Here is a 23608-nt window from a genome sequence, read left to right as displayed (position 1 = left end):
AAATAAACAGCCATAAACAATATAAAAAAATCAGTTAAAGTAGATGCAACAAATTGCAAAGCCCACTAATTACAAGGATATCCTATGACCAGCTATGCAAATATTTTAAAGCCATTAGATTTGGGATTTACCACGATTAAAAACCGGATAGTAATGGGGTCTATGCATACCGGGCTGGAAGACCGTTTTTATCATTATCCGAAGCTTGCGGCCTATTTTGCCGAGCGAGCCAAAGGTGGAGTTGGTCTCATTATTACCGGAGGTATAGCACCTAATCGAGAGGGCTGGCTATCACCAATGGGAGGCACTATGAACAGTCTGGCCGACATTCCCCATCACCGGTTGGTCACTCATGCTGTACACAAACATGGCGCTAAAATTTTGCTTCAGATTCTGCATTCTGGTCGTTACGGTTATCAGCCACTGGTCGTTTCTGCCAGTCCGGTTAAATCACCTATTTCCCTGTTTAAACCACGAAAAATGAGTGAGCGTAATATCCTGAGTACTATTAAGGATTATGCACATGCTGCCAGCCTTTCAAAAAAGGCTGGCTATGATGGGGTTGAAATTATGGGCTCGGAAGGGTATCTGTTAAACCAGTTTATGAGTCGGCATGTCAACCAGCGTCAAGACCGATGGGGCGGCACACTGGAAAACCGGATGCGGTTTTCACTTGAAATTGTAAAAGCTATCCGTGAGGCAGTGGGGGAGAAATTTATTATCTGTTTTCGTTTATCAATGCTGGATCTGGTTGATAACGGTAACACCATGGATGAAGTCATCCAGATTGCCCAGGCGTTAGAAAAAGCAGGTGTAACTTTGCTAAATACCGGGATTGGCTGGCACGAAGCGCGCATTCCGACCATTGTTACCTCTGTACCGCGTGCTGCTTTCGTCGATTATACCGCTGAAGTGAAGCAGTATGTGAATATACCGGTCATTGCCTCAAACCGTATTAATATGCCGGAGACTGCCGAAACCATTCTGGCTGAAGGAAAAGCCGATATGGTACAAATGGCACGCCCATTTCTGGCTGACCCTTTTTGGGTAGATAAAACTGCTACAGACCGTGTCAATGAAATTAACACTTGTATTGCCTGTAATCAGGCCTGCCTGGACCATACATTTAAATGGCAGCGTGCAACCTGTCTGGTCAATCCGCGGGCAGCTTATGAAACTGAACTGGTCTACGTGCGTACAAAAAAACCTAAGCGGATTGCTGTAGTGGGGGCTGGGGTTGCCGGAATGTCTGCGGCTACAGTTGCTGCGGGACGAGGGCATCAGGTGACTTTATTTGAAGCAAGTGATGAAGTCGGGGGACAGTTTAATTTAGCCAAAGTTGTGCCAGGCAAAGAAGAGTTTCATGAAACCATTCGTTACTTTAAGGTTCAAATTGAAAAAACCGGCGTCGAACTGCGTTTAAATACCCGTATAAATCGTGAACAGCTTGAACGTGAAGGATATGATGAAATTGTGGTTGCCACAGGTGTTATACCGCGTCAGCTTAAAATTGCTGGCAGTGAAGCGCCGCAGGTTTTGTCTTATGCAGAAGTGCTTAAGGGCGCAAAAGTGGGATACAGGGTTGCAGTGATAGGAGCAGGAGGAATTGGTTTTGATGTTTCTGAATTTTTACTCAAACCTGTCTCACAGCCTCAGCCACAACCTTTAACTGAATGGCAACGTGAGTGGGGCGTAGATTCAGAATCTCATTACCATACGGAAGGTGGAATGGTTTCGGCCGAATTGGAAACACCCGTTCGGGAAATTTATTTACTGCAGCGCAAACCTACGCCCTTAGGTGCAGGGCTTGGTAAGACAACAGGCTGGGTGCATCGTGCACAACTCAAAAAGCATCAGGTACGTATGTTGCGCGGTGTAAATTATAAAGCAATTACTGATGAAGGCTTATGGATTTCTCACGATGGGCATGACCAGCTGCTCCGTGTCGATACGATTGTAGTATGCGCTGGACAGGAATCAGTTAAAGATTTGATGCCACAGGGTGGAAAGAAAGTGCTGGCTAACTATCACATTATTGGAGGAGCAAAGCTGGCAGCAGAGCTTGATGCCAAGCGTGCCATTCGTGAAGGAGCTGAATTGGCTGCAAAGCTTTAACTAAATGATGAAACAATAGACATTTGACTATAAAGCACTAAAATTTTTCTTGAATAAAATGAAGAGGCTTTGTATTCTTAGCGGCATGGAAGCGTGGCAGAGCGGTTTAATGCACCGGTCTTGAAAACCGACGAGGGTTCACGCCCTCCGTGAGTTCGAATCTCACCGCTTCCGCCAGATATTTAAATAAGCCCTTGTATTTACAAGGGCTTATTTTTTTAACTATAGTTTCTTTATGTGTCTCATATAAAAATTTAAAGCAGGCATACTTTTTTGTATCATATTTAGAGCATAAAAGATGTGGTTTAAAAATTTTACCTAAAGCATTAACTTTTAAAGCTGATGCAATTTATAAAAGTTTTAACACTAAGCACTCTAATAAAGTTATTAAACTTTCTTTATAGATTTAAGAGTAAAAATAACGTAAATTTTTTTAAATAAAGTCATATTTAGGTTTTATAGGTAGAGAGTAAAATACTCGTTTCACTATTATAGATACCTGAAATATTACGAATCCGTTCCAGTACTTTATCAAAATTCTCAAGAGTATCTGACTGTAATTCGACCAATATATCCCACTTTCCATTGGTTGTATGAAGACGTTGCACTGCTGACTCTAAACGTAATTCGCGAATGACCGCCTGAGCCTTAGTTCCTTCAACCATAATATTCATCCATGCACGGATCACATTTTTCTCTGTATTTGGGCGAAAACGTACCGTGTAGCCTGTGATAGTGCCTGAAGCCTCCATATATTCAATTCTCTTTTGAACAGTAGCTCTAGAAACACGCGCTTTTAGGGCTAAATCGGTAATAGACATTCTCGCATTATCTTTAAGTAAACCTAAAATAATATGGTCAATATTGTTCATTTTGATATTGGGTATTAGCAAATTGATAAAAATTAAATCATTTTAATATTTATAAATAATTTTTTGAATCAATTTGTTTATTAATAATAGTGCAAACATAAAGTCCCGAAAAGTTTTAGCTAGATCACTTGAAGTATTAAGCGTTCTTAAAAGGGTGCTGAATTACAAATAAGTTCTCAAGTACCGGGAATCTTGAGACAACAGGGACAATGGATTAATTAAGGAACAGATGATGTCTTTATCGTATACGGATCAGAATAATGGTGCTTGGCAAACTTACCTTACTCAAATTGACCGGGTAGCGCCCTATTTAGATGCTGATTTAAGTAATTTTATTAATACTCTTAAAAGACCAAAGCGTACTCTGATTGTTGATGTTCCAATTGTTATGGATGATGGGACAATTCGTCATTTTGAAGGTTACCGTGTACAGCACAATCTTTCACGTGGACCAGGTAAAGGTGGTATTCGTTATCATCAGGATGTTGAATTAAATGAAGTTATGGCCTTATCTGCCTGGATGACGATTAAAACTGCGGTATTGAATCTTCCATTTGGAGGTGCTAAAGGGGGAATTCGAGTCAATCCTAAAGAACTTTCACTACGTGAACTGGAACGTTTAACTCGTCGCTTCACCAGTGAGATCAGTTCAATTATTGGTCCTCAAATTGATATTCCTGCTCCAGATGTAGGTACGAATCCTAATATCATGGGCTGGATGATGGACACCTACTCAAGCATTAAAGGGCACACTGTAACAGGTGTCGTAACAGGCAAACCTGTACATTTAGGCGGTTCTCTCGGACGTGTACGGGCTACCGGTCGGGGCGTATTTGTAACGGGGCTGGAAGTAGCCAAGAAAATTCAGCTGCCTGTTGCAGGTAGCAAAGTCGCTGTGCAAGGCTTTGGTAATGTAGGAAATGAAGCAGCTTATCTGTTTAGTCATGCTCAAGCCAAAATTGTTTGTGTTCAAGACCATACAGGAACAATTTTTAATCCCGAAGGTTTAAGTGTTAAAGCATTACAAAAACATGTCACAGAGCATGGAGGCGTAATGGGCTTTGCTGAAGCTCAGGTGATTGCAGATGAAGATTTCTGGGATGTCGATATGGATATTCTTATTCCTGCGGCACTAGAAGGTCAGATTACAGTGGAACGGGCACAACGGCTTAAAGCTAAAATTGTTCTGGAGGGCGCTAATGGCCCGACCTATCCCGAAGCAGATGATGTTTTCGTGAGCCGTAATATTGTAGTGGTGCCAGATGTAATCTGTAATGCAGGTGGTGTAACGGTGAGCTATTTCGAATGGGTTCAGGATATGGCGAGTTACTTCTGGAGCGAGGAAGAGATTAACGAGCGTCTTGATAAGTTAATGATTCAGGCCATCGCTGATGTCTGGAATACAGCAGAAAATAAAGCATGTAGCTTGCGTACAGCAGCTTATATTCTCGCATGTGAACGTATTTTAAAAGCACGTAAAGAACGCGGTATTTTCCCTGGATAAGTCAGATTCATAAAGTCAGAGCCAAATATAAAACAGGAAGTGGGTAAATAAAATGAATGACGTAGCGATTACACGTAGCAACTTTAATGATTGGATGGTTCCAGTTTTTGCTCCAGCAAATTTTATTTTAGTTCGTGGGGAAGGTTCTCGTATTTGGGATCAAGACGATAAAGAATATATTGATTTTGCCGGTGGCATTGCAGTGAATGCTTTGGGGCATGCACATCCTGTTGCAGTAAATGCCCTGACTGAGCAGGCACAAAAACTTTGGCACATTGGCAATGGTTATACCAACGAGCCTGTTTTACGTCTTGCCAAGCAATTGGTAGAAAGTACTTTTGCCGATAAGGTGTTCTTCTGCAACTCGGGCGCAGAGGCGAATGAAGCTGCATTAAAACTGGCACGTAAGGTAGGGCTGTTAAGCGGTAATTCTGAAAAAAATCATATTGTAGCATTCAAAAATGCTTTTCATGGCCGTACTCTATTTACAGTGACAGCAGGTGGACAGCCAAAATATTCTCAAGATTTTGCACCATTACCAGGTGGGATTGAGCACACTGCATTCAACGATCTTGAAGCAGCTAAAGCGCTAATTACTGAAAATACCTGTGCTGTTATTGTAGAACCGATTCAGGGCGAAGGCGGTGTTCTGCCAGCAGATATCGAATTCCTGAAAAGCTTACGCGCACTATGTGATGAAAAAGGTGCTGTACTGATTTTTGATGAAGTACAAACGGGCGTTGGCCGTACCGGTTCGCTTTATGCTTATATGAATACAGGCGTAACGCCTGATATTCTCACCACAGCAAAAGCATTAGGCGGTGGTTTCCCGATTGGTGCCATGATCACCACAGATCATTATGCCAACATGTATGCAGTGGGTGATCACGGTACCACCTATGGCGGCAACCCATTGGCCTGTGCAGTGGCGGGTGCGGTATTTGAATTTATCAATACACCAGAAGTGTTAGACGGCGTAAAACAACGTCATCAATATTTCATTGATGCCTTAAATAAAATCAATGCGCAATATGGCCTGTTCAAAGAAATCCGTGGTCAAGGTTTATTAATTGGCTGCGTGCTGAAAGATGAACACGCAGGTAAAGCCAAAAATATTGTGACACTGGCCGGTGAGGAAGGGTTACTGGCTTTGGTTGCTGGAGCAGATGTTGTACGTTTTACCCCTTCCTTAATTATTCCGCAAGAAGATATTGATGAAGGCCTGAACCGTTTCACCCGTGCACTTGCACGTCTTTAAATCTTTTGTGAGCATCTAACCATGATAATTGTTAGACATGCAGCGCATCGGGATTTAGATGATATTTATCGTTTGGCGCAAAGAGCCGGTGAAACAGGGATTGGTCTGACTTCCTTACCACAAAATCGAGACATTCTAGCTGAACGTATTATACGTACCTCGCGTACTTTAGCGGGTCTGACCGAAAAGTGTGAGGCAAGTTATCTGTTTGTACTCGAAGACACCAGCCTGCAGAAAATTGTAGGTGTAAGTGCTATTGAAGTGGCAGTGGGGCTAAAGGAACCTTTTTATAATTTTCATGTGGCGAAGCAGGTCCATGCATCTAAAGCATTAAATGTTTATAAAACTTTAGATACCCTGTTTTTAAGTAATGACCATACAGGGTGTAGTGAGCTTTGCACCTTATTTCTTGATCCTGAATACCGTAAAAACCAGAATGGAAAATTTTTATCTAAAGTCCGTTTTCTGTTTATTGCGGCGTTTAGAACACATTTTGAAGAGCGGCTGATTGCAGAGATGCGAGGTTTTTCGGATGAAAAGGGTTACTCGCCATTCTGGGATGCATTAGGCCATCACTTTTTTGATATGGACTTCGCTGCTGCCGATTATTTAAGTGGGACCGGACAAAAAGTATTTATTGCTGAATTAATGCCTAGATTTCCAGTCTATGTCGATTTACTTGGCGCAGAAGCTCGGAAAGTTATTGCAGAGGTCCATCCACATACTTTACCGGCTGCAAAGGTATTGATGTCAGAAGGACTTAAATATCAAGGTTATGTTGATATTTTTGATGCAGGTCCTACTTTGGAAGCCAATATTGCTGACTTACGCGCAGTCAAAGAAAGTCGTGTATTGAAGATAAAAATTACTGAGCAGGTCGAAATATCAAATAAACAGTATCTGGTTGCAAATGATCAATATGCAGATTATCGCGTATTACTCATTAATAACCAGCTATTAGCTACCGATATCTTATTGGTGACGCCACAGCAGGCTCAAGCACTTAATGTCCAGGAACGGGATGAAGTGCGAGTTTTAGCATTAGAAAAAATGGAGAATAACTAATGTCACAAGGTGCATTATTCATTAATGATACCTGGATTCAGGGACAAGGGCCTGCGTTCAGTAAAAAAAATCCTGTCAGCAATGAGCAAATTTGGGCAGGGCATGAAGCCAGCCAGGCCGATGTTGAGCAAGCTTGTCATGCTGCTCGGCAGGCATTTCCAGCTTGGGCACGCTTAGCCTTAGAAGAACGAATTGCCATTATTGAGCGTTTTGCCGGCTTATTAGAACAACATAAAACCCAACTGGCTGAAGTGATTAGTCAGGAAACCAGTAAACCGCTATGGGAAACCTTAACCGAAGTACAATCAATGATCGGTAAAGTGGCGATTTCAATCCGCGCTTATCATCAACGGACTGGTTTTAGCGAAACTGAAATGCCAGATGGGGTGGCGTCGTTACGTCATCGTCCTCATGGCGTGCTGGCTGTATTTGGCCCGTATAACTTCCCGGGTCATTTACCAAATGGTCATATTGTTCCTGCACTGATTGCCGGCAATACCGTGGTGTTTAAACCAAGTGAACTCACCCCTTGGACTGCGGAAGAAACTGCAAAATTATGGCAACAGGCCGGTTTACCCAAAGGTGTACTGAACATCGTACAAGGTGGGCGTAGCACGGGTGAAGCACTTGCAGCAGCTGAACAAATAGATGGTTTACTGTTCACAGGCAGCGCCAACACAGGTTATCAATTGCATAAGCAAATGGCTGGTGCACCTGAAAAAATTCTTGCTTTGGAAATGGGCGGTAATAATGCCCTGATTATTGATGAAGCAACCGATATTGATGCGGTGGTGAATTTAGCCATTCAATCGGCTTTTGTTTCTGCGGGACAACGTTGTACCTGTGCACGCCGTATTATCGTTAAACAGGGTGCCAATGGGGATGCCTTCATTCAACGTTTTGTTGAAGTCGCTAAAAACTTGGTGGTTGGTGTCTGGAATGCTGAACCACAACCCTTTATGGGCGGGGTAATTTCTGCACATGCCGCGGAACAGATGCTGGCAGCACAAAGCAAACTGATTGCTCTAGGTGCAAAAGCATTGTTGGAAATGACGCGTCCACAAGCAGATAGTTCATTGCTCACCGCAGGCATTTTAGATGTAACCCAGGTTACCGATATTCCTGATGATGAATACTTTGGCCCACTCACCACGATCTATCGCTATAACAGCTTCGATGAAGCCTTAAATATTGCCAATAACACCCGCTTTGGTTTGGCCGTAGGGCTGGTGTCACCTGACCGTGATTTATTTGATCGTGTATTGATTGAAGCGCGGGCAGGCATTGTGAACTGGAATAAGCCATTAACAGGTGCATCAAGTGCGGCACCGTTTGGTGGGGTGGGCGCATCGGGCAATCACCGTGCCAGTGCGTTCTATGCCGCAGATTATAGTGCATGGCCGATGGCTTCCCTGGAAAGTGACAACGTTACCTTACCTTCAAAATTATCACCGGGCATTGTGCTGTAAGACGGACCACATCAGGACACATGGAGAAAAAAATGTCAGGTTATGAAATCAACTTTGATGGTCTGGTTGGACCGACCCATCATTATGCAGGTTTATCTTTTGGCAATGTCGCATCAACTAAAAACCGGAATAATGCATCCAATCCGAAATTGGCTGCAAAGCAAGGCTTGAAGAAAATGAAAGCACTGGCGGATCTGGGACTCAAGCAAGGCGTGTTTGCCCCACAAGAGCGCCCACATGTGCCAACGCTACGCCGTCTGGGTTTTAACGGCAGTGATATTGATGTGATTACCCAGGCCATGCGCACTGCGCCAGCACTGTTATCATCGCTCAGTTCAGCATCATCGATGTGGACGGCGAACTCGTGTACGGTGTCGCCATCGGCAGATAGTGCGGACGGTCGCATGCATTTTACTGCGGCAAACCTGAATAATAAGTTCCATCGATCAATTGAGCATCATACGACCACACGTATCCTGCAAGCAATGTTCAACAATGATGTATATTTCGCGCACCATGAAGCATTGCCTGAAGCCGCACTGTTTGGGGATGAAGGTGCAGCCAATCATAACCGCCTCGGTGGTGCTTATGATCAGGCCGGTGTACAGGTGTTTGTTTATGGTCAGCAACAGCTCGGTGGAACCATTGCACCGCAGAAATTCCCTGCACGTCAAACCCGTGAGGCGAGTGAAGCGATTGCGCGTTTACATCGTTTAGATACCAAACGCACGGTGTTCATTCAGCAAAACCCGAATGTGATTGATCAGGGCGTATTCCATAACGATGTGATTGCGGTGAGTAATCAGCAGGTGTTGTTCCATCATCAGCAGGCTTTTTTAAATCAGGCAGATGCCTTGCATGAAATCCGTGAAAAAATGGCGGGGATCGGGCAAGACTTTATCTCGATTGAAGTGCCGGAAAATCGGGTGAGTGTGGATGATGCAGTATCGACTTACTTGTTCAATAGCCAGATTCTGACCCGTGCAGATGGTGGTATGAGCATTGTGGTACCCGAAGAATCACGCCAGAACAAAGTCGTGTGGAACTATTTGAGTGACATGATTCAAATGGGTACGCCTATTGATGACATCAAGGTGTTTGATCTGCGTGAAAGTATGCGTAATGGCGGTGGTCCTGCATGTTTGCGCTTGCGTGTGGCGGTGAATGACGCGGAACTGGCTGCGGTCAATCCAAACCTGTTTATGAATGATGCATTGTTCAAAACCCTGAATCAGTGGGTCGATCAGCATTATCGTGACGAGTTAACCCAGGACGATTTGGCAGATCCAGATTTATTGATTGAGAGTCGCACCGCACTGGATGAACTCACCAGGATTTTAGGTTTAGGTTCGGTTTATTACTTCCAGTAATAAATACTCAATAAGCGCTTTTAAGGATGAAAGTACATGGTTAATCTACTTGCGTTGACTTTAGCGCAACAGACCCCTGAGCAAATTCAGGGTGAAGCAGCTGGATTTACATGGCAGTGGCTCGGTGAAGGGCTATTGCAATGTACGCCAAAAACAGCTTATCGAAAAACCATCGTGCTTTCTGCCGGTATTCATGGCAATGAAACGGCACCGATCGAATTGCTGGCACAGATCATTCAGGATTTGTTTTCCGGTCAGCTGGCTTTAGCGGTTCGTGTACTGTTCGTATTGGGCAATCCCGCTGCAATCCGACAAGGGGTTCGTTATCTTGAAAATGATATGAATCGCATGTTCTGCGGTGCTTACCAGCAATTGGCCCAAGATGGCGAAACTCAACGTGCAGCGTTATTGGAACAGGTTACTACACAGTTTTTTCAGCAAAGCCAGTCAAATGCACAACGCTATCATTATGATTTACATACCGCGATTCGTGAATCTTTACTTCCAGTTTTTGCCCTATTCCCTTACCAGATGCAGCCTTATGATGACTTTTTGATTCAAAGCTTAAAGGCTGCTGATCTGGATGCCTTGGTATACCACAATACGGCTGGAAAAACTTTCACGCATTTCACCACTGAACGTTTTCAGGCCGCCAGCAGTACTTTGGAATTAGGTAAGGCCAAACCCTTTGGACAAAATGATTTGGCCGGGTTTTTCAGTACGGACCAGATGCTGCGTGCTGCACTTTCAGGACAGGCCTTACCAAACAGACAGAAGCAGGATATTCGTCAGTTTAAGGTAATAGATTCAATCCTAAAAATAAATGATGACTTTAAACTGAACTTAAGTGCAGATGCACCTAATTTTTCTACCTTTCAACCAGGTGAGGTGATTGCTACACAGCAAGCGGGCAGCTATGTGGTACAGGATCAGCCGCTCTGGATTTTATTTCCTAATCCAGAAGTAAAAACGGGGCTTAGGGCAGGTCTGATTTTGAAAGAAATTAAATAGGTTAAAGCGATTAGAAACAGACGGGATGTCGGTAGAGAAGAATATACATGGAGTTTGAATATGGAAGCTCAGTAAAAATACAACAGGGATAAAAAATATCTTTTTGATATTAATTTTTTATGGAACTAAGCAGCAAGGACAGGTTGTCATAAGAAGACAGTTGGAGCAAGCGTGTATGAGTAACAACAATGAAAAAATGTTTCCGTCAGGAGAAGTTCTGGGTGAGCAATATGTGGTTCAGCAAGACACATGTAGTAAGACAGAAGTTTCTGCAGCAGAGACAGATAAACCCCTAAAGCGTGCCATGACCAAGCGTCATTTAGTCATGATTTCACTGGGGGGCGCAATTGGAACAGGACTGTTTTTAGGCTCAGGTGATGTCATTTCTCAAGCTGGCCCAATAGGCGCCATTTTATCTTATCTGCTTGGGGGAGCGATTGCCTATATGGTGATGCTTTGTCTTGGGGAGCTTGCTGTACAAATGCCTGTATCGGGCTCATTTGGTGAATATGCAAGAATGTATATTGGTCCGGGTACAGGTTATATGATTACCTGGCTATACTGGTTAACTTGGACGGCTACTTTAGGCACTGAATTTACTGCGGCTGCACTGCTTATGCAGGAATGGTTTCCTTCCATTTCTATGTGGACATGGACTTTGCTGTTTGCTGCTCTGGTTTTTATACTCAATGTGAGCTCGACACGCTTATTTGCCGAATCTGAATTTTGGTTATCCCTGGTTAAGGTACTCACTATTTTATGTTTTATCGGATTAGGTTTAGCCGCTATTTTTGGTGTGATTTCCTATCATGGTCATGAATCTGCTCCGTTATTTAGTAAGCTGACAGAACATGGCTGGTTTCCAACCGGGATTTATCCCATTTTTGCCACCATGCTCATCGTTAATTTTGCTTTTTCTGGTACAGAATTAATTGGTGTAGCCGCCGGTGAAGCTGAAGAGCCAGCCAAGAATGTTCCCAAAGCCATTAATGCAGCTATCTGGCGTTTATTAATTTTCTTTGTTGGCACCATTGTGGTGATTTGTGCATTACTTCCATTTGAAATGGCGGGTATCAATTCAAACAGTGTTAGTAATAGCCCCTTTGTAACGGTCTTTAATTATATTGGAATACCTTATGCAGAAGATATTATCCGTTTTGTCATCATTACAGCATTATTATCTGCAGCAAACTCAGGGTTATTTGCTGCCTCTCGAATGATGTGGTCATTGTCCAGCAAAAACCAATTGCCTAAAATCTTTGCCAAATTGACACGCTCTGGCACACCCATTGTTGCTATAATTGTAACTATGTTCGGGGCAATACCTGGCTTGTTATCTGAACAGTTTGCTCCTGAAACGATTTTCAAGAACCTGCTCGGTGTCGCTGCCTTTACCATGGTAGTAGTCTGGATTTCAATATGTGTATGCCAATTCAACTTTCGCAGACAGTGGATTAAATCAGGTAAAACGGTGAAGGAGCTTAAATTCGCTGCACCATTATTTCCACTCACACCAATTTTAGGAGGACTCTTCTGTGTCATTACATGTATCAGTATGGTCACTGATCCTTCAATGCAAGTTGGTTTTATCTGTTGTATTCTATTTATGATTGCATGTTACTTGAGCTATAGCATTTTCTATAAAAACAGACCCTGCTCATAACAACAATATAATATTTTATTCTACACAAAAGCTCTCTTTACTTGCTATATATTATTTGGGTAAGTAAAGAAGAGTATATTAAACAGGCAGATTTAATCTCATATTTAAATAATTATAAAAATAAACTTATCTGATTTATAATGATAATATAATTAATTAAATATCTATTGAAACTAAGATATTATTAGATTTTATTTAAATTATAGGTATTATTTTTTTGCTTTTTATTAATTAATTTGTATTTAATCTATTATTATTAATCTAAAATTTTTATATAAAATTTATGTTTTTCAAGTAATTTATGCTATAAATTTTACGCTCTGCCTAATTAATCTTATAACTTATTTTAGTATCTATGTGATGTATTATGCTTTTTAACTCCAATTTAATCTTTAAAAAGGTTATAGCTTTTTCAATTGTTGGTATATGTTCAAATCAGATTTTTGCTGCTTCTGAAACAGCTGAAAATACCCAAGACTTTGAACTCAGTGGTAATATTACCCTTACCAGCGATTACCGTTTCCGCGGGATTACCCAAACCCAAACTGACCCAGCTATTCAGGGAACCGCAACTCTGACACATAAGAGTGGATTATATTTTAGTGCTTTTACCTCGAATGTAGACTATGGTACTGCCGACCCGCATATGGAACTTGATCCATCAATTGGCTATAGCATGCCTCTCAAATTATCAAGTTCAGTACCTGTAACTTTAGATATAGGTGCAAGTTACTATAATTATATTAGTGGTAATGAGGGTGATTATGCAGAGTTATATGCCAGACTTATTCTTGAACGTATATTAATAAATGATGACAGTCTATTAACAAGTCTGAGCTATACCAATGACTATGCAGGTCAAGACAAGAATAGCTGGAATGCTACGCTAGGGTATGCTGTACCGCTTGCCCAGACTAATTTCGGTGCGGTGGCCAGTATTGGCTATACCACTGTAGATGACTATGATTTTAATCAGCAAGGTGAAAATAGTTATTTCGACTATAAAGCTGGTCTGACTTATAATTTCGCTTCTTTCCCTGATGCAAGCGCAGAACTTGCTGTAGTGGGTACTAATCTGGATACAGATGCGTTAGATCATGCTGGCAAGCACGGTGTAGATACTGGCGCAGTATTTACCCTTACCAAAGCTTTTTAAGATGCGATAAGCTCAAAAGTATGACTGCGTACTTTTGAGCTTTATTTTTAGTAATCTGGCTATAAATATATTAATAAAAAATAGTTTATATGAGTTAGATTATTCTCCAGGATATTCATTTTTATAAATATAAAATAGTTTTATGTCATTGTTTTTATTTTTTTTAAAAGTTTATATAGAAATTAGAATTTACGCAAAATTTACGCCCTTTAGTGCTTTATCAATAGAAAATTTACGGTACCCTTTTTCATACTTGATAGTGGAATTTTCCAATGATCAAGGTTCAAAAAATGTTTACCCAATTTGCAGATGATGCGTACATGAGAATAAGTCATCATGGGGACGCGTTATTAAATAAGAAAAAATACCAGATGCTCTTTTTGTCTTCTAATTTATCGAAATAGGGGAAAGAGGCATGTTGGAATTCTTTTTATTGATCGCGCTGGTAGTAATTCTTGCTTTTCCTTTGGGGAAATATCTATCAGACGTGATGCAATATCACAAAATGAGAAGTGACATCCTGTTTAGCTGGATAGAAAAACCTGTTTACGCCGTACTGGGCACCCAGCCTCAACAGGAAATGAGTACCAGAACCTATATACTGAGCTTTGTCTTAAGTTGTTTTGTTGTAGGCATGCTGGTCTGGATACTCTTTATGGTACAGGCATGGCTACCACTTAATCCAAACCATGCACCTAATATGTCATGGGACCTGGCTTTACACACCATGATTTCTTTCCTGACTAATACTAACCAGCAGCATTATTCTGGTCAGGCACAGCTATCTTATTTGTCACAAATGGTCGGTATTGTGGGCTTGCAGATAATTACACCTATGATGGGGCTGGCTATGGTAGTTGCTACCTTGCGTGCGTTGTTTAATCTGAAACAGCCAGGACCTATCGAATGTGATAACAGTTCAGCGCTGGCCAGACTAAATGTAGGAAATTACTGGGCAGATGTAATTCGGCCAACATTCCGTTTTTTAATTCCACTCTGTCTACTCTGGTCGCTGCTGCTGAACAGTCAGGGTGTACCTTCGACTTTTGAGGGCGGGCCAGAGGTTCAGGTAGTTCAACCTAATGCTGAACTTTCTACTCAGAAAATTCCATTAGGGCCTGTGGCACCGATGGTGGCAATTAAACAGCTTGGTAGTAATGGCGGCGGCTGGTATGGGCCAAACAGTAGTGTGCCCTTAGAAAATCCGACACCACTTTCTAATTTTCTGGAGATGCTAGCAATCCTACTTATTCCAGTATCTATTATTGTCATGCTGGGTTTTTTGACCAGACGTCCAAAATTTGCAGGCTTTGTATTTGGTTCAATGCTGCTGATGTCAGTCATCTCGGCGACTGGCGCAATCTGGTCAGAAAGCTTATCTGATACAGCCACAAATATCTCATCAATGGAAGGTAAAGAAGTCCGCTTTGCTGAGAGTTCTTCAGCACTCTGGGCTGCTGTGACAACGCAGGTGAATAATGGTTCTGTCAATATGATGCATGATTCATCCGCACCATTGACTGGACTGGTTGCATTGTCAAACATGTTGATCAATGCCATCTGGGGTGGAATTGGTTGTGGCTTGCAGCAGTTTTTGGTCTATCTGTTCCTAGCGGTATTTATTGCCGGGCTGATGACAGGTCGTACACCAGAGCTATTTGGCCGAAAAGTTGAAGCGCCTGAAATCAGATTACTGGCTGTGGTTATTCTTATTCAGCCAGCAATTATTTTACTGTTCACTGCAATAAGCCTGTTCTTTCCTGAACTTACTGGTAACAGTAATCCCGGGAGTCATGCAATCAGCCAGGTATTTTATGAATATGTTTCGGCCTTTGCCAATAATGGTTCTGGGTTTGAAGGACTAGCTGATAATACTGTCTGGTGGAATATCAGCTGTAGTATTGCGCTGCTGGCAGGCCGCTTTCCGGCACTGATTATTCCTTTACTGATTGCTGCGCGTCTGGCAGTTAAACGGCAGGTACCTGAAAGTGCAGGCAGTCTGAAAGTAGAAACGCCAACGTTTGCCTTAACACTGATTGCCATTGTGGTCATGCTAACTCTTTTACAATTCATGCCTGTCTTGGTCTTGGGACCCATTGCTGACCATTTACTACTGGTTCAGGGCTAAGGGGAAAATAATGAAATCTGTGAATCAAACACAAAAAGTTCCTGCTCTATACCAGAGCGCTGCCTGGAAAAATGCCTTTATTAAACTGCTCCCACAGCACATGATTAAAAATCCGGTAATGGCAGTGGTATGGCTGGGAACCTTGATTACATTGTTCAGTACAGTGTTCGGACAGACCCAGCTGTTTTTTGGGATGACTGTTACTTTTATTCTTTTTATTACGGTCTTATTTGCCAATTATGCAGAAGCTGTAGCAGAGGCCAAAGGACGCGGGCAGGCAGCTTCCCTGCGGCAGGCTCGTCAGAACCTCACGGCCCGACGTTTAAAAACCTTGCAGGATAAGGAGGGCGAACAGATTGCTGCTACAGTACTGGCTCTAAATGATTTAATAGAAATCCGGGCAGGGGAGCTGATTCCTGCAGACGGTGAAATTGTGCATGGTTTTGCCACGATTAATGAAGCTGCGGTTACTGGCGAATCTGCACCTGTACTGCGTGAAGCAGGGACGGACCGTTCTGGTGTGATCGGAGGAACCAAAGTTCTGACTGACCGCATTATTGTACAGGTCACTGCTGAAACTGGACATAGTTTCCTGGACCGGATGATTGCACTGGTTGAGGGCTCAAACCGCCAGAAAACTCCCAATGAGATTGCTCTGGGGATTTTATTGACAGTTATGACCCTAACCTTTGTACTGGTGGTAGCAACCCTGCCAGTCATAGCCGGATCTCTGGGCATTACTCTTGATCCAATTGTACTGGTGGCCTTACTGGTCTGTCTGATTCCGACAACGATTGGTGGTTTATTGCCTGCCATTGGTATTGCTGGCATGAACCGCGCATTAAAAGCCAACCTGATTGCCAAATCTGGCAAGGCGGTTGAAGTAGCGGGGGATGTCGATGTGCTATTACTGGATAAAACCGGAACCATTACTTATGGAGACCGTCAGGCAACTGCATTTTATCCACTAACTGGCGTAACACCATCTGAGCTACGTCAGGCAGCAGTATTAACATCATTTGCTGACCCTACACCAGAAGGTAAATCTGTGGTGTCTCTGGCAAAAGAACTGGGCGAGCATGTGCACCAGCCAGAACAGGCCGAATTTATTGCTTTCAATGCCGCCAGCCGTATTTCTGGAATTAATCTGGAAACTGGCCAGCAAATCCGCAAAGGAGCCATAGATGCAATCTTGAAATTTACCTCTCAGTCTCTTGAAAATAATCCTGAACTGAAAACACGGGTAGAGCAGGTAGCCTCCAAAGGTGCAACGCCACTGGTAGTCAGTTTAAACCAGAATATTCTTGGAGTGATTGAACTATCTGATGTGGTCAAACCCAGCATTAAAGAAAAATTTGCACGCCTGAGAGAGATGGGAATCAGGACCGTTATGATTACCGGTGATAATCCTCTGACTGCGGCTGCAATTGCAGCTGAAGCTGGCGTAGATGACTATATCGCCGAGGCTAAACCAGAAGACAAACTGGCCTGTATTCGCCGCGAGCAGCAAAATGGTCATCTTGTGGCAATGGTAGGGGATGGTACTAATGATGCACCGGCATTAGCACAAGCCGACATTGGTCTGGCTATGAATTCTGGAACTCAGGCTGCTAAAGAGGCCGGTAATATGGTAGATCTGGACTCAGATCCGACCAAACTGCTGGCAGTGGTTGAGATTGGGAAACAGCAGCTAATTACCCGCGGTGCATTGACAACTTTCTCGCTGGCAAATGACATCTCTAAATACTTTGCAATATTACCGGCTTTATTTGTATTGGCTATTCCACAAATGCAGGTACTCAATGTCATGCAACTCGCCAGTCCGGAAAGTGCCATTCTTTCTGCACTGATCTTTAATGCCATTATTATTTCATTACTGATTCCACTAGCATTGCGCGGTGTCAAATTTACGCCTTCCACTTCAACTCAGCTATTACGCCGAAATATGCTGATTTATGGCGTGGGGGGAGTCATATTGCCTTTTGTTGCTATTAAGGGCATTGACCTGATTGTCAGCCTGATTATGGGTGTTTAAGGAGAATCATATGCAAATATTAACTCAGCCTGTTACACAGCCAGCCATTAGTACTTTAATCAGGCCAGCAATCGGTTTAAGCCTGTTCGCCTTAGTAGTATGCGGGTTTGGTTATAGTGCGATTGCAACAAAGATCGGACAAGCAATTTTTCCAGAGCAGGCTCATGGCAGCCTGATTAAATATGAAGGCAAGGTTGTTGGTTCCAAACTGGTGGCGCAGCCTTTTACTGCTCCTTCTTATTTCCATTCACGGCCATCAGTGGCCAATTATGACCCCATGGCGCTGGCGGGAAGCAATCTGGCCAGAACCAATCCTGAACTTCAGAAAGTGATCGCTGAACGTATTGTTCAGGTTGCCAGCCTTGAAGCAATTCAGCCAGATCAGATCCCTAAAGATCTGGTCACTGCCTCAGGAAGCGGGATTGACCCTGAAATTAGCGTACAGGCAGCTCTCATACAGGTAAAGCGTATTGCTGAACAGCGTAGTATGCCTGAACAGCAGGTAAGGGAACTTGTCCTTAAATACGCCCAGCAGCCAACATTTGGAGTATTAGGTTCAAACCGGGTAAATGTACTGGAGTTGAATCTTGCACTTGATCAGCTAAAACGAAAATAAGTTTTCAAGATTTCATTTATACTGAAATATGCACGTTCAGGATCATTAATACCTTGCTCAAGAGATTGATGATCCTCTGTTTTAAGAATGAAAAATGACAAATATACAAACAAATAAGGCCGATATACTATTACAGCAGGTCAAGCGTCATCAGACGGGGCACATGACAATTTTTCTGGGTGCAGCACCAGGAGTGGGAAAAACTTTTGCCATGCTGTCACGTGCGCATGAGCTATATGGACAGGGCCAGAATGTAGCAATTGGTTATATTGAAACTCATGGGCGTCTGGAAACTGAGGAGCTGGTTGCCGGCCTGCCTGTGATTCCAAGAAAGATAGTTGAATACAAAAACCATAATCTTGAAGAGATGGATCTGGACAGTATTTTACAGATCCATCCAGACATTGTACTGGTAGATGAATTGGCGCACCAGAATATACCCGGGAGCCGCCATAAAAAACGCTGGCAGAATATTAATGAGCTTCTTGATGCCGGTATCGATGTTTTTACCACCATGAATATTCAGCATCTGGAAAGCTTGAACGATGTCATATTCCAGATTACGGGAATACGGGTAAAAGAAACCGTACCAGATCAGATTCTTGAACGTATCCGTGATATACGCCTCATCGACTTACCGGTAAATGAGCTGCTGGAGCGTTTAAATCAGGGTAAAGTTTATGTACCTGATCAGGCGGCGCATGCCTTAAAAAGCTTTTTTAATATTGCCAACCTGACAGCATTACGTGAACTGGCCATACAGACGGTGGCCCATCATATTGATATAGATGCACGGGAGCAGTTTGATGTAAAGGGTCTTTCGCTAACGCCCCTGAATAATCATGTGCTAATCATGATTCAGGGTAACCAGAACTCTGAAGCATTGGTACGGATAGGAAGCCGTATTGCCGAACGTCGTAATGCAAAATGGACTGTAGCTGCATTTTTAACTACAGCATCCGGTCATAACCCGATCTCATTTGAAACTCACAGTACAGGCAGGGAAATTGAGCGGGCGCTTCATCTGGCACGGCAGCTAGGGGGAATGACCGATATTTTATATGGAAAAAATTACGCAGGGACACTGTACAATTTTGCCTGTGAACGGGGAATTTCAATACTGGTACTAGAACAGGAAAGTCGGCCGCTATTTTACAGCTGGTTAAGGCCGCCCTTAGCCCATCAGCTGTTAAAATATCAACTCGCATTTGAACTGAGTATTGTTCCGGTTCAGCAAGGTAAGCCGCAAGCCTACCGTTTTAACAGGCAAAATTATGTCTTAAATTTAAAAGAACTGATTTTTGTACTGATCACAACGATAACTAGTATTCTGATTGCAAAACTAAGTGTGCAATACTTAAAAGTTGAAGAGCTATCACTGATTTTTATTACTGCGGTTATTTTTGTTGCAGCCAATACCCGAATGACTGCTGCCATGCTTGCAGCTATTCTTTTTTTCTTTGCCTATAACTTTTTCTTTATTCCACCGACATTAACTTTCCAGATTTCGGCTCATAAAAGTGTGATCACTGTAGTGGCGTTTCTGGCAGCAGCACTTATTGCGGGCCGTTTGGCATCACGCTTGCGTGAACAGGTGGTCGCCCTAAGATCGGCAAACAGCTATAACAGTATTATGCAGGATTTGGGGCAGAAACTCTCTGTTGCGGTTGACCTGCAGCAGGTCATTGAAATCGGACAGAACAGTCTGGAAAAAAGTTTAAATGTTCAGGTCTGGTTTAAGCTGAGTGATGAAACAGCATTAAGCTCAGATGAAAATCTGCTGACCGAAAAAGAAAAAATTTCGGCAAACTGGACATTGAAGAATCACCAGCCTTCCGGGCGTTTTACCCAGACTTTGAGTGAAAGTGCTTGGTGGTTTCTGCCTTTATTGGCTTCGAAAGAATGTATAGGTGTTATCGGGCTCAATATTTCAGAAAATCAGAGGGAAATGAATATTGAACAAAGACGTCTGGCTGAAGCTATGGTGGAATATATTACCCAAGCTATTACCAGGACGCAGCTCAGCAAGGAACTGGAATATGCCAATATCAGCTCTGAAACTGAAAAACTTCGTTCAGCTTTACTTTCTTCGGTGTCTCACGACCTGCGCTCACCTTTGGCTGCTATGATAGGAGCAGCAGATACCATTGCTACTTACAAGTCTACTATGACCGAAGAAGACCAGCTTACTTTACTCGAGACCATAGGGCTGGAAGGAGAACGTCTAGACCGTTATATACAGAATTTGCTGGACATGACCCGACTGGGCTATCAGGGGTTGAAACTGACGCGTGACTGGATTGAGGTCAATGAACTGGTGGATACAGCAACCAGACGCTTAAAACGTTATAAACCTGTAGTTGAATTTAATATTCAACGCCTGCTGCAAGAGCTGAAAATTTATGTACATCCTGCGCTGATTGAACAGGCATTATTTAATGTGCTGGAAAATGCTGCCAAATTTAATCCTGAAGATCAGCCAATTGATATTATTCTTTCACAACCTGATACCGCACATATCCAGTTTGATATTAGTGACCAAGGTAAAGGTATCGATATTGCTGACCGAGAAAAAATTTTTGATATGTTCTATACCATGCATGGCGACCGTAATCCTACTGGGACAGGCTTGGGACTGGCGATTGTTAAAGCCATTATCTCCGCACATATAGGAAGTATTAAGGCGCAGATTGGTCTCAAAAATAAAGGTACCAATATTCAGATTGTTTTACCTGTTCATATTTCACAAGATTAAAAGGCAATAACTGTGAATATACACCCAGCAGAAACCAGAATCGTAGTGATTGATGATGAGCCGCAAATCCGGAAATTTTTAGGAATCGCATTAAGGTCGGAGGGCTACCAGACCCAGCTATTTGGCACCGCTATGCAGGGACTGGAATATCTCTCTTCCCAAAGTGCGCAACTGGTTATTCTGGATCTGGGCCTCCCTGATCTGGATGGTCAGGACATATTGAAAGAACTCAGGTCCTGGAGTGAAATTCCAGTTATTGTGCTGTCGGTACGCTCAGATGAACAAGAAAAGGTGACCTTGCTGGATGCCGGAGCCAATGACTATGTAACCAAACCGTTTAGCGTTCAAGAGCTCATGGCCAGGATACGTGTGGTCTTGAGGAGCAGGCTAAACCAGACTGAAACCCATGACTATGACGATGGTTATCTAAAAATCAATTTTGTACAGAGACAGACCTATATCAACAGCCAGGCGGTTGCTCTTACCCGAAAAGAATTTCATCTGCTCTCATTACTGGCTAGAAATCGGGGGCAGTTACTGACTCAACCACAAATTTTAAAGGAGCTATGGGGACCTACCCATCAGGAAGATACACATTATCTTAGAATACTGGTGGCTAAGCTTAGAAATAAACTAGGCGAAGATGCAATTCATCCTCAATATATTATCACTGAACCTGGGGTTGGGCTGCGTTTTCTGGGCAAATAAAATTTCTCAGCACTTATTTTTTAATTAGCTAAATTTTATTTATATAAGTAAAAAGCTAATAGGTATATTAGCTTTTTAAACTTGATATTTGGAGTATTAAATATAATTAAAATTAAATATCCCAGTTTTGTTCGGTTTCAGTAATCTGGTTATAAACATTATAATATTCAGCAGATTTTACTGTACACCATACCTCTATAAATTCTTTACCTAAATATTTTTTTAATACTGGATTGTTCTTAAGAAGATTTAATGCTTCGAGCTGATGCTTGGGTAAATTAATATGCTCATGTTTTGATTTTGCAAGATGGACTGGTTGCGGAGTATCTAACTGGTGTTCTAAACCATGTAAGGTAGCAATCAGTATGACAGCAATGGCCAGATAAGGATTACAGTCTGCGCCAGCTACGCGGTATTCTAGACGCTGATTTTCCTGATCGGAGCAAGGTATACGGATGGCAACATTGCGGTTATTAATTCCCCAGTTTGCTTCCATTGAAACATGATGACCAAGTGTAAATCTGCGGTAGGAATTAATGTTGGGGGCTAATATAGCCATTGATGCAGGCATCAGCTGAATCATGCCACTAATCGCTTTTAACAACATTTTTGATGGTGTAGACAGCTCATTTGAGCTAAACAGATTTTGCATGGAAGCATTACACAAGCTCATATGAAAGTGCATGCCGCTACCCGCTTTTAGCAGGGTGGGCTTGGCAAGAAAGCTGGCATGCAGCTGATGTTTTCTGGCCACCTGCTTGATAATACGTTTTAGCGCCATGATCTGATCGCATAACCGTAAAATATTCGAAGTATGCTGAATATTGATTTCATACTGACCAGAGGCCGCTTCTGCAACAATACCGATCATTTCAATAGATTGTAAACGTGCAATCTGCTCTACTTCTTCAAGTACATACTGATAGTCGTCAGGCGTATTCAAGTCAAAACACTGACTTGATAAAACCTCATCTTCCCCATCTGCATTTTGCTTGTAGAGATAGAACTCGAGCTCAGCCGACATCACCGGATAATAGTCCTGCTGATGAAGCTGAGCGATAATATGGCTTAAAAGATTGCGGGGTTCATATTTACAGCCCTCACCATTTTCATCTTGCATGGTCAGATAAAGCTGTGCATGCGTCTCAGGCTGAATGGCGCAAGGTTGTAATGTACCGGAAATCGGTATGCAGAGCATATCAGGCTCACCGATTGACTTTCCGAGACCTGTTTCCTCAACCACTTTGCCATCTAGATCCATGGCATAGACAGACAAGGGAAAATAGCAGCCTTTATAAATCTTCTTCAAACTTTGAACATCAATCTGTTTGCCGCGGACATGTCCGTTCAGATCATGCAGGCAGATATCAATATGTCGGGTAAGGGGATACTGGCTTAAATATTCATTGACTTCGCTGGAAAATAAATCTTCTGGATGATCAATATTTAAATATTCTGGTCTCTTGTTGAGTAAATTCTCTTTAATTTTAATAAAAGGATTTAGATCTTTTTCTTGGGTTGGAACGCTAATACTACTCATGCTTAAAACCTTTTTTATAAGGATAAGAAAATAGTAGATGAGTACAAAAAATTATTACGTAAAGAGTTCGTAATTTTTTAGATTGTAAGCGTTTAAAAATAATAAATTCATTTTTTTATATAATTCTATTGATGTAATTAAATAATTTATTTATATAAGGAATTAAAGCGTAGATATTATTTTTACTATAAAACAGTGTATGTTTTAATTAAATCAAATATAAAAATAATTACCTTAAAATACACTTAAGATCTGAAAAATCGCTATTGGGATAGCTAAAAGTTATATCCTCACTACTGCTTAATAAAAAAACAGGATGGATTGAGATCCAGCTCATCTCGGT

16 protein-coding genes and 1 tRNA gene are annotated in these 23608 nt (G+C 42.2%); 15 read left to right on the top strand and 2 right to left on the bottom strand.

Annotation, left to right across the window (positions count from 1 at the left end; all coding sequences use genetic code 11):
- Positions 1-84 precede the first annotated feature (84 nt).
- Positions 85-2115 (top strand): NADPH-dependent 2,4-dienoyl-CoA reductase, encoded by a 2031-nt coding sequence (locus AC0VYT_RS10050; RefSeq protein WP_005019200.1) that lies wholly within the window; start codon positions 85-87, stop codon positions 2113-2115.
- 87 nt (positions 2116-2202) lie between these two features.
- A tRNA-Ser gene (locus AC0VYT_RS10045) sits at positions 2203-2292 on the top strand.
- 272 nt (positions 2293-2564) lie between these two features.
- Here AC0VYT_RS10045 and AC0VYT_RS10040 read toward each other — a convergent pair.
- On the bottom strand, positions 2565-2987 hold the full coding sequence (locus AC0VYT_RS10040; RefSeq protein WP_005019203.1) for an Lrp/AsnC family transcriptional regulator: 423 nt from the start codon (positions 2985-2987) through the stop codon (positions 2565-2567).
- Positions 2988-3216: 229 nt separating this feature from the next.
- Between AC0VYT_RS10040 and AC0VYT_RS10035 the strand changes: the two genes are divergently transcribed.
- The 13 genes from AC0VYT_RS10035 (at position 3217) to AC0VYT_RS09975 (ending at position 21725) form a co-directional block, all read left to right on the top strand.
- The gene (locus AC0VYT_RS10035) at positions 3217-4491 is read left to right on the top strand and encodes a Glu/Leu/Phe/Val family dehydrogenase (protein WP_026055441.1); all 1275 of its coding nucleotides are present in this window, start codon (positions 3217-3219) and stop codon (positions 4489-4491) included.
- Positions 4492-4543: 52 nt separating this feature from the next.
- A complete protein-coding gene (locus AC0VYT_RS10030) occupies positions 4544-5749 on the top strand; it encodes a bifunctional succinylornithine transaminase/acetylornithine transaminase (protein WP_476496656.1) in 1206 nt (401 codons plus the stop codon).
- Positions 5750-5770: 21 nt separating this feature from the next.
- Complete coding sequence (gene astA, locus AC0VYT_RS10025) at positions 5771-6814, top strand: arginine N-succinyltransferase (RefSeq protein WP_005019207.1); 1044 nt, start codon at positions 5771-5773, stop codon at positions 6812-6814.
- Positions 6814-8283 (top strand): succinylglutamate-semialdehyde dehydrogenase, encoded by a 1470-nt coding sequence (astD, locus tag AC0VYT_RS10020; RefSeq protein ID WP_005019209.1) that lies wholly within the window; start codon positions 6814-6816, stop codon positions 8281-8283. Before astA ends, astD begins: the two co-directional genes overlap by 1 nt.
- Positions 8284-8315: 32 nt before the next feature.
- A complete protein-coding gene (gene astB / locus AC0VYT_RS10015; protein WP_005019210.1) occupies positions 8316-9653 on the top strand; it encodes an N-succinylarginine dihydrolase in 1338 nt (445 codons plus the stop codon).
- 36 nt (positions 9654-9689) lie between these two features.
- On the top strand, positions 9690-10664 hold the full coding sequence (gene astE / locus AC0VYT_RS10010; protein ID WP_005019212.1) for a succinylglutamate desuccinylase: 975 nt from the start codon (positions 9690-9692) through the stop codon (positions 10662-10664).
- Between the two features lie 175 nt (positions 10665-10839).
- Positions 10840-12327, top strand: coding sequence for an amino acid permease (locus tag AC0VYT_RS10005; protein WP_005019214.1), 1488 nt, complete (start codon positions 10840-10842; stop codon positions 12325-12327).
- A gap of 367 nt (positions 12328-12694) precedes the next feature.
- On the top strand, positions 12695-13483 hold the full coding sequence (locus tag AC0VYT_RS10000; RefSeq protein ID WP_476496655.1) for a TorF family putative porin: 789 nt from the start codon (positions 12695-12697) through the stop codon (positions 13481-13483).
- 415 nt (positions 13484-13898) lie between these two features.
- Entirely contained in the window at positions 13899-15611 is a 1713-nt protein-coding gene (gene kdpA / locus AC0VYT_RS09995) for a potassium-transporting ATPase subunit KdpA (RefSeq protein ID WP_005019218.1), read from the top strand.
- A 10-nt stretch (positions 15612-15621) separates the two neighbouring features.
- Positions 15622-17646 (top strand): potassium-transporting ATPase subunit KdpB, encoded by a 2025-nt coding sequence (gene kdpB, locus AC0VYT_RS09990; protein ID WP_005019220.1) that lies wholly within the window; start codon positions 15622-15624, stop codon positions 17644-17646.
- Positions 17647-17656: 10 nt separating this feature from the next.
- Entirely contained in the window at positions 17657-18262 is a 606-nt protein-coding gene (gene kdpC / locus AC0VYT_RS09985) for a potassium-transporting ATPase subunit KdpC (RefSeq protein ID WP_005019222.1), read from the top strand.
- A gap of 94 nt (positions 18263-18356) precedes the next feature.
- Entirely contained in the window at positions 18357-21017 is a 2661-nt protein-coding gene (locus AC0VYT_RS09980) for a sensor histidine kinase (protein WP_005019223.1), read from the top strand.
- Positions 21018-21029: 12 nt separating this feature from the next.
- The gene (locus AC0VYT_RS09975; RefSeq protein WP_005019225.1) at positions 21030-21725 is read left to right on the top strand and encodes a response regulator; all 696 of its coding nucleotides are present in this window, start codon (positions 21030-21032) and stop codon (positions 21723-21725) included.
- Between the two features lie 112 nt (positions 21726-21837).
- Here AC0VYT_RS09975 and AC0VYT_RS09970 read toward each other — a convergent pair whose 3' ends face one another.
- Positions 21838-23265 (bottom strand): glutamine synthetase family protein, encoded by a 1428-nt coding sequence (locus AC0VYT_RS09970; RefSeq protein WP_005019227.1) that lies wholly within the window; start codon positions 23263-23265, stop codon positions 21838-21840.
- Positions 23266-23608: the final 343 nt, after the last annotated feature.

Source organism: Acinetobacter sp. QJM3NY_42, from assembly GCF_056173745.1.
The sequence above is the reverse complement of the archived record's forward strand: the minus strand, read 5'-3'. Positions and strand labels throughout refer to the sequence as shown.